Here is a 6,365-nt window from a genome sequence, read left to right on the forward strand (position 1 = left end):
CCAAAGGGTGGCTCTCACAGTCCCTGTATCACCAGGATCTCCCGGACATCTAAAACGCCTGTCAACCTGGTTGGGTCGGCTCCCAGCTACACAGAGGAGAAGTAATGGATCTGGGGTTGCATTATTTGAACTTTTCAGAGCCTCCCGATGTAGCCATGATCGCCACAACCCTCGCGGCGACGGCCGAACTCGCTGAAGAGCACGGGTTTGCGGAGTTCAGCGTTGTCGATCATTTCTTTCAGACGGAGCACGTCGCCCCCGCTGAGGGACTCGGAGCCTCCTGGCACGACCGCGAACAACGTGGGCTCGGGGTGCCGGTCGTATCGGTGAAGGAGCGATTTGAACGGCTGGAGGAGACCCTGCAGATTTGTCTGCAGATGTGGAGCGACAATAACGGGCCATACCGGGGTAGCCACTACCAGCTCGACGAAACGCTTTGCAATCCGGCATCTTTGACGGGATCTCGACCACCAATCCTGCTGGGCGGCAATGGGGAACGCAAGACCTTGCTGTTGGTTGCGCGCTACGCCGACGCGTGCAACCTGATCGCGACGGACGTCGACGAAATCGCCCATAAACTGGCGGTGCTGCGAGCGCACTGCGAGGCCGAGGGTCGAGACTACAAGGCCATTCGGAAGACGGCCATTTATCTAAACTTCGGACAGGTACTCGAGAACACCGCACAGTTTCTCACCGACGCCCGGCGGTACGCGGCGCTCGGCATTTCGCACCTCAATGTCATACCGGACCGTCATCCGCTGGAATTCACCGAGCGTGCAGCCCAGTTGGTACCCACGCTTGCGGAGCTGTAACGAGACTCGCTGGAACGGCTGTGTAGTTCTGCACGCATTCTTCCACGACAGAAGGGACGGAGACCAATGACGGACAACCAATTCGCCACTCACACAGAACTTTTCGATCTGAGTGGGAAGTACGCCGTTGTCACTGGCGGCACCAGCGGCATTGGGATGATGATAGCGCGCGGCCTTCTCCAGGCCGGCGCCCACGTCGTCATCAGCTCGCGCAAGGCAGACAGGTGCGCAGAGGCACAGCATTTACTGTCCGAATTCGGTGACGTTCAAGCAATCCCCGCCGACCTGTCCAGGCACGACGAGTGTCAGCGCCTCGCTGATCTTGTCAAGGTCGCCTCGGAACGCCTGGACATCCTCGTCAACAACGCGGGAGCAATGTGGCGCGAGCCGCTAGCGACGTTCCCGGACGAGGCCTGGGACACCGTGATCGACCTCAACCTCAAGTCGCCGTTCTGGCTGGTGCAGGCGTTGCTCCCCGCGCTCCGCAGGGCGGGCACAGCCGATGATCCCGCACGGATCATCAACATCGGCAGTATCGCCGCCATCCACGTCGCCCAGTCGCCCAATTACTCATACGCCAGCAGCAAAGCGGCACTCCATCAACTCACCAGAGTGCTTGCCAGAGAGCTGGGCCCACAGCACGTCACGGTGAACGCGGTAGCACCGGGACCATTCCCGTCGCAGATGATGGCGTCCACGCTCGATGCCATCGGCGACACGATCGCCGCGGCGGCCCCTCTGCGCCGGCTCGGCCGCGACGACGACATGGCGGGTATCGCCGTGTTTCTCGCCAGCCGGGCTGGGTCCTACCTCACGGGCGCCATCATCCCGGTCGACGGCGGCATCGCGACGACCGCAACGGGTACGCCCTAGGGGTCGGCGCGAGGCTTTGCCGGCGGCCGACGGCCCCTCGAGAACACCTGGACGCCAGGTCTCAACGCGGTCGTCGGGGTTCCCGCAGTGCCTCCCTTACACCGCGAAACGCGCTTACCGTGAGGGGATGGCCACGATGAATCTGCGTACCGATATCCGGGAGTTTCTCAGCTCGCGTCGCGCCCGCATCACGCCCAAGCAGGCGGGCCTGCCCGCTTACGGCGGCAATCGTCGGGTCAAAGGTCTGCGTCGCGAGGAGGTAGCGCTTCTGGCGGGGGTATCAGTCGACTACTACGTGCGCATGGAGCGCGGCAGCCTGGCCCGTGCCTCCGATGGAGTCCTCGACGCGGTCGCCTCTGCCTTACAACTCGACGAGGCCGAGCGCGATCACCTGTTCCACCTCGCACGCCAATCCGGGGCGCCCAGCGGCCCACGCCGGCACAAGCCGGCCCTGACGGTGCGCTCGACCCTGCAGCAGGTGCTCGACGCCATCTCCGATGCGCCGGCCTGGATCCTAAACGGACGATGTGACGTGCTCGCCACGAATCAACTCGCCCGCGCGCTGTATGCACCGGTGCTGGCCGACCCCCGACGGCCCGCGAACACAGCGCGGTTCGTCTACCTAGCTGCCGAGGCGGCCAAAGATTTCTTTGTCGACTACGACCAAATTGCCCGTGACACGGCCGCGAAGCTACGCATGGAAGCTGGCCGCAATCCGCACGACGAGGAGCTGATCGCCCTAATCGGCGAACTGTCAACGTGCAGTGAACTATTCCGGCAGCGGTGGGCATCTCAGGACGTGCGGCTGCGCCGGTCCGGACGCAAGCGGGTGCACCATCCGATCGTGGGCCAGCTCGATTTGGACGTCGAGTCCCTCGAACTGCCCGCCGAGCCCGGCCTGCACCTCAACGTCTACACCGCACTCGCGGGCACGCCGACGGCTGACAATTTAGCGCTTCTGGCGTCGTGGGCGGCCACCCAACAGACGCTGGCGACCGAGCTCGAAGCACCCAACGGATAGCCCAACCGGTTCAGCAGTACCAGTCAGTGGACCCATCCACCATTCACGGCGGCTCCGCAAGCGGCGCGACCGCATGCGTGCTTGTCGAAACGTTCGATCACGCCGAGGTGGGCAGGGGCCAACGCCGCATCACCAGAAGAAAGGACACAACCATGCCCTGATCCTGGCGTACTAACCCGCGCCTTTGCCGTTGTCGACGCGGTAAACGGCGCCATGGACGGCGGCCGCGGCGTCGCTGGCGAGGAACGCGATCACGTTGGCGACGTCGAGGGGCTGCATCATGCCGCGCGGTGAGGCCGTGCGCAGGATCAGGTCGTAGTTCGGGTTCTCCGGCGCGCTGAACTGTTCGATCTGCGGGGTGAGCATGCCGCCCGGGCATACGGCGTTGACGCGCAGGCGATCCGCGGTGTATTCGACCGCCAGCGCGCGGGTCAGCCCGATCAGCCCGTGCTTGGCGGCGCAGTAGCCGGCCGAGTACGCCTGGCCCTCGACGCCGGCGATCGAGCCGACGTTGACGATGTTGCCGCCTCGTTCCAGCAGATGGGGCAGCGCGGCCCGGCAGAGGTAGAACGGTCCGTTCAGGTTGACCGCGAGGTCTTGGGTCCAGTCGTCGTCGCTCATCGACTCGGTTCGGCGCATCTGGTGCTTGCCGGCGACGTTGACCAGAACGTCCAGTCCGCCGAACTCCTTGACGCACTGCTCTACCGCGTCCTTGCAGGCCGGCGCCGAAGCAACGTCGACCGAGGCATACGAGCCGCTTTCCACATCCTTGAATACCGCGGACAGGCGCCCGATGTCGCGGCCGATGCCGAAAACCGTTGCGCCCTGGCGGGAAAACAGCCGGGCCGTTTCCGCGCCCAGGCCCGACGACGCACCGGTGACGAACGCGACCTTGCCTTGCAGTGCTGACATAGTGGCCCTTCTTGGTGCGCCGACGGGCTTCACAGGCTACATTGCGCCCTCGTCAGGGCCGCATCCACGCCACCCCAGCCCGCAAGAAGTCAACCGGTCCAACGGTTCTCAGCCCGAAACGTCGCCGGGCGCGGCGCACTGCCACCAGTATGAGCAGGCTCATCGCCTGCTTACCCAGCGCGATCCGAGTCGTTCGCATCTTCCAGGTCGACGGCTTCGAGCCGGCTCGCCGGCCGGCGTAGTAGCCGATGCATGTCGCTGTTGCGAGCGCACAGATCACCGCGACAACCGTCACGAAGATTGAGGCTCCTTGGTCGCGGTCGCGGGAAGGTCACGTGCGAGCTACACCTTGGCCAACAAGTGGTCGGCTCCATCAGAAGTCCGGCCGGATGCTGCCGTCGGCGTTGACCATGAGGTAGCGCCCCGTGTAACCGTTGGTGACATAGAGCTCGATGCGCAGCGTCCCGTCTTCGGCAGCTTGAATGGAGATGTAGTCCGGGTGGCCGCCGTCGACATGCAGGGTCTGGGGCGCCGCGCGAAGCGCGCTGATGACGGCCTGGACGTCGAACTTGCCGATGTCGCCAACGGTCGTGTCCATCGGTTTGCTGGCGCTGCTGCTGGCGCCCCAGAGGCCATTCGCGTAACTGAATTCCACGGTCTTGTGCGCGTTGACCGAGTCGGGACGAATGATGGCGGCGCGCTCCGGATAGACAAGCAGCTCGTAGCCCATCGTGTCCCCGAACTTCGTCCGAATTTGTGCGACTACGTTCGACAGCCCTCCCACCGTCATCAGTTGTTCTGGCGCCGGTGGCGGTGTCGAGGATTGCGGCGGTGCCACGGTGGGTGCCGCTGTTGGCGGTGGCTGCGGCGCGGCTACCACCGGGCTGGCGGCGGCCGGCTGGGCGCGATCTTGCGTTGAGGCACGCGTGCCGGCGTACAGACCCCAGGCGATGCCGACGCCCAGTAGCACCACCACCAAGAGCACGGCGATCCGTACCCCCCGGCGGCCGGCCAGCGATTTCAGGTTCGGGAATTGGGCTGGGGCGCGGCGGATCTGCAGGTCGGACACCAGCGACTGCAGCTCGCCGAGGGTGGTGGCGTTGGTCGCAGCGCTCACCCGCTGGCGGTGCTCCTCCATCGACAGCTGGCCGTCGCTCAGCGCTAGATCGAGCAGCTGGCAGGTGTCGACGCGGTTGCTGTCGGTAGCCCGGGTGTTTGCGGTGGCCACGGGAAGATCCTAGAAGGTGGATCAGTTGGTAAGAGGTTTGATCGCCTGGACGGTGCCGTCCGCGTTGAGCTCGATATAGCCGCCGTCGCGGTCCCTGAATACGTAGACCGACAAGGCGAGGATGCCGTCCTTGCCGGATTCGATCATCAAGAAGGTGTTGTTGGCGCCGGGCACCTGGACGGCCTGCGGCGCCCCGCGCATTACATTGACCACTTCCGGCACGTTGAACTTGCTCAGGTCACCGGCGATCGAGCTGGGCGGGATGGCACTGGCGCCCTGCTTGGCCCAGCCGCTGCCGGTGTAGTGGTAAATCACCGAGTCGTGCGTGTCTTGTGGGTCGGGACGGTCGAGGTCCGCGTGATCGGCGTAGACCACCAGCCGGTAGCCCATGGTGTCACCGATCTCTTTCCGCATTTGCGCCAATAGCCCCGTCAGCCCGTCGACGGTCTGCAGTTGCAGCGGTGGTGGCGGTGGCGTGGTCGGGGTGACCGCCACGGTGCTGGTGGCGCTCGGAGGTGGCGCGGATGGCGACGACGAAGTGGTGTTGCCGAGCACTTTCCAACCGATACCGAGGCCCGCGAGCGCCAACACCGCGACGCCGGCTACCAGGATGCCCCGTCGACTGGCCGGCTTCGGGGGCTGGGCAGGGGCGCTGTGGATCTGCAGGTCTTCCACGAGCGACTCGAGCTCGCCGACAGTGGCGGCACGGCGCGCGGCGCTTACCCGTTGGCGATATTCCTCCATCGAGAGCTGGCCGTCGCTGAGCGCCGCGTCCAGCACTCGTCCTGTCTCGTCGCGGTCACTGTCGGTAGCCCTGATGTATCCGCCGGCCACCAGGTGAGCGTAACCGAGGACGTGCCAGGTCGACGCCGGCAAGGCTCAGTGTTCCGATCAATCGATCCGCGCGTTACTGGCGCTATGTTCGGTACGAGTGTGAGGAGAGCCGATGCGCGGCAGACGATTACTTCGACCGATCGCCATCGCCGGTGTGGCGGGCTTGGCGGCGTGTAGCAGCTCCACCACGGACAGTGGCGAAGCCTCGACCCCCGCCCGACCGCCGTCGATCACCAGCGAGCCGTTCGGTCAGGTGGACGGCAACCCGGTGACCCGCTACGAGCTCACCAGTGGGCGCGGCATGCGTGTGCGAATCCTGAACTACGGCGGCATCATTCAGTCCATCGAGGTCCCCGATCGCACCGGAAACGTCGGCAATGTGGTGCTGGGCTTTCCGACCCTGGACGGTTACGTGAACAACACGGGATCCGCCAAGACCTATTTCGGTGCGATCGTCGGCCGCTACGGCAACCGGATCACCAAGGGGGGGTTCACGTTGAACGGCAACGAGTATCACGTGCCGACCAACAACAACGGCAACAGCCTGCATGGCGGCACCGCGGGGTTCGATACGAAGGTGTGGCGGGCCAGTCCAAAGAACGGTGGCGACAGCGTCGCCCTCAAGCTCGAATATGTCAGTCCCGCAGGCGAAATGGGCTATCCCGGGACGCTGACGACCACCGTG

At 64.9% G+C, this 6,365-nt stretch carries 8 protein-coding genes; 4 read left to right on the forward strand and 4 right to left on the reverse strand.

The window, feature by feature from the left end; translation table 11 throughout:
* Positions 1-104: 104 nt before the first annotated feature.
* From AC5Y2S_RS25685 to AC5Y2S_RS25695, 3 genes are all read left to right on the forward strand, one after another.
* Positions 105-812, forward strand: a complete 708-nt coding sequence (locus tag AC5Y2S_RS25685) for an LLM class flavin-dependent oxidoreductase (RefSeq protein ID WP_499959220.1) — start codon at positions 105-107, stop codon at positions 810-812.
* 66 nt (positions 813-878) lie between these two features.
* A complete protein-coding gene (locus AC5Y2S_RS25690; RefSeq protein WP_499959221.1) occupies positions 879-1,685 on the forward strand; it encodes an SDR family oxidoreductase in 807 nt (268 codons plus the stop codon).
* A gap of 127 nt (positions 1,686-1,812) precedes the next feature.
* Positions 1,813-2,706, forward strand: coding sequence for a helix-turn-helix transcriptional regulator (locus AC5Y2S_RS25695; RefSeq protein ID WP_499959223.1), 894 nt, complete (start codon positions 1,813-1,815; stop codon positions 2,704-2,706).
* 171 nt (positions 2,707-2,877) lie between these two features.
* On the opposite strand, the gene AC5Y2S_RS25700 is transcribed toward AC5Y2S_RS25695, so the two are convergent.
* From AC5Y2S_RS25700 to AC5Y2S_RS25715, 4 genes are all read right to left on the reverse strand, one after another.
* Positions 2,878-3,618, reverse strand: coding sequence for an SDR family NAD(P)-dependent oxidoreductase (locus tag AC5Y2S_RS25700; RefSeq protein WP_499959225.1), 741 nt, complete (start codon positions 3,616-3,618; stop codon positions 2,878-2,880).
* A 52-nt stretch (positions 3,619-3,670) separates the two neighbouring features.
* The gene (locus tag AC5Y2S_RS25705; protein ID WP_499959226.1) at positions 3,671-3,913 is read right to left on the reverse strand and encodes a hypothetical protein; all 243 of its coding nucleotides are present in this window, start codon (positions 3,911-3,913) and stop codon (positions 3,671-3,673) included.
* Between the two features lie 78 nt (positions 3,914-3,991).
* Positions 3,992-4,846 carry a DUF1707 SHOCT-like domain-containing protein gene (locus tag AC5Y2S_RS25710; protein WP_499959227.1) on the reverse strand — a complete coding sequence of 285 codons (855 nt, stop codon included), beginning with the start codon at positions 4,844-4,846 and terminating at the stop codon, positions 3,992-3,994.
* A 21-nt stretch (positions 4,847-4,867) separates the two neighbouring features.
* The gene (locus AC5Y2S_RS25715; RefSeq protein ID WP_499959228.1) at positions 4,868-5,680 is read right to left on the reverse strand and encodes a DUF1707 SHOCT-like domain-containing protein; all 813 of its coding nucleotides are present in this window, start codon (positions 5,678-5,680) and stop codon (positions 4,868-4,870) included.
* Positions 5,681-5,792: 112 nt separating this feature from the next.
* Between AC5Y2S_RS25715 and AC5Y2S_RS25720 the strand changes: the two genes are divergently transcribed.
* Positions 5,793-6,365 (forward strand): aldose epimerase family protein (locus tag AC5Y2S_RS25720; RefSeq protein WP_499959229.1); only part of this gene is annotated, 573 nt, incomplete at its 3' end.

The organism is Mycobacterium sp. NGS69 (genome assembly GCF_059812165.1).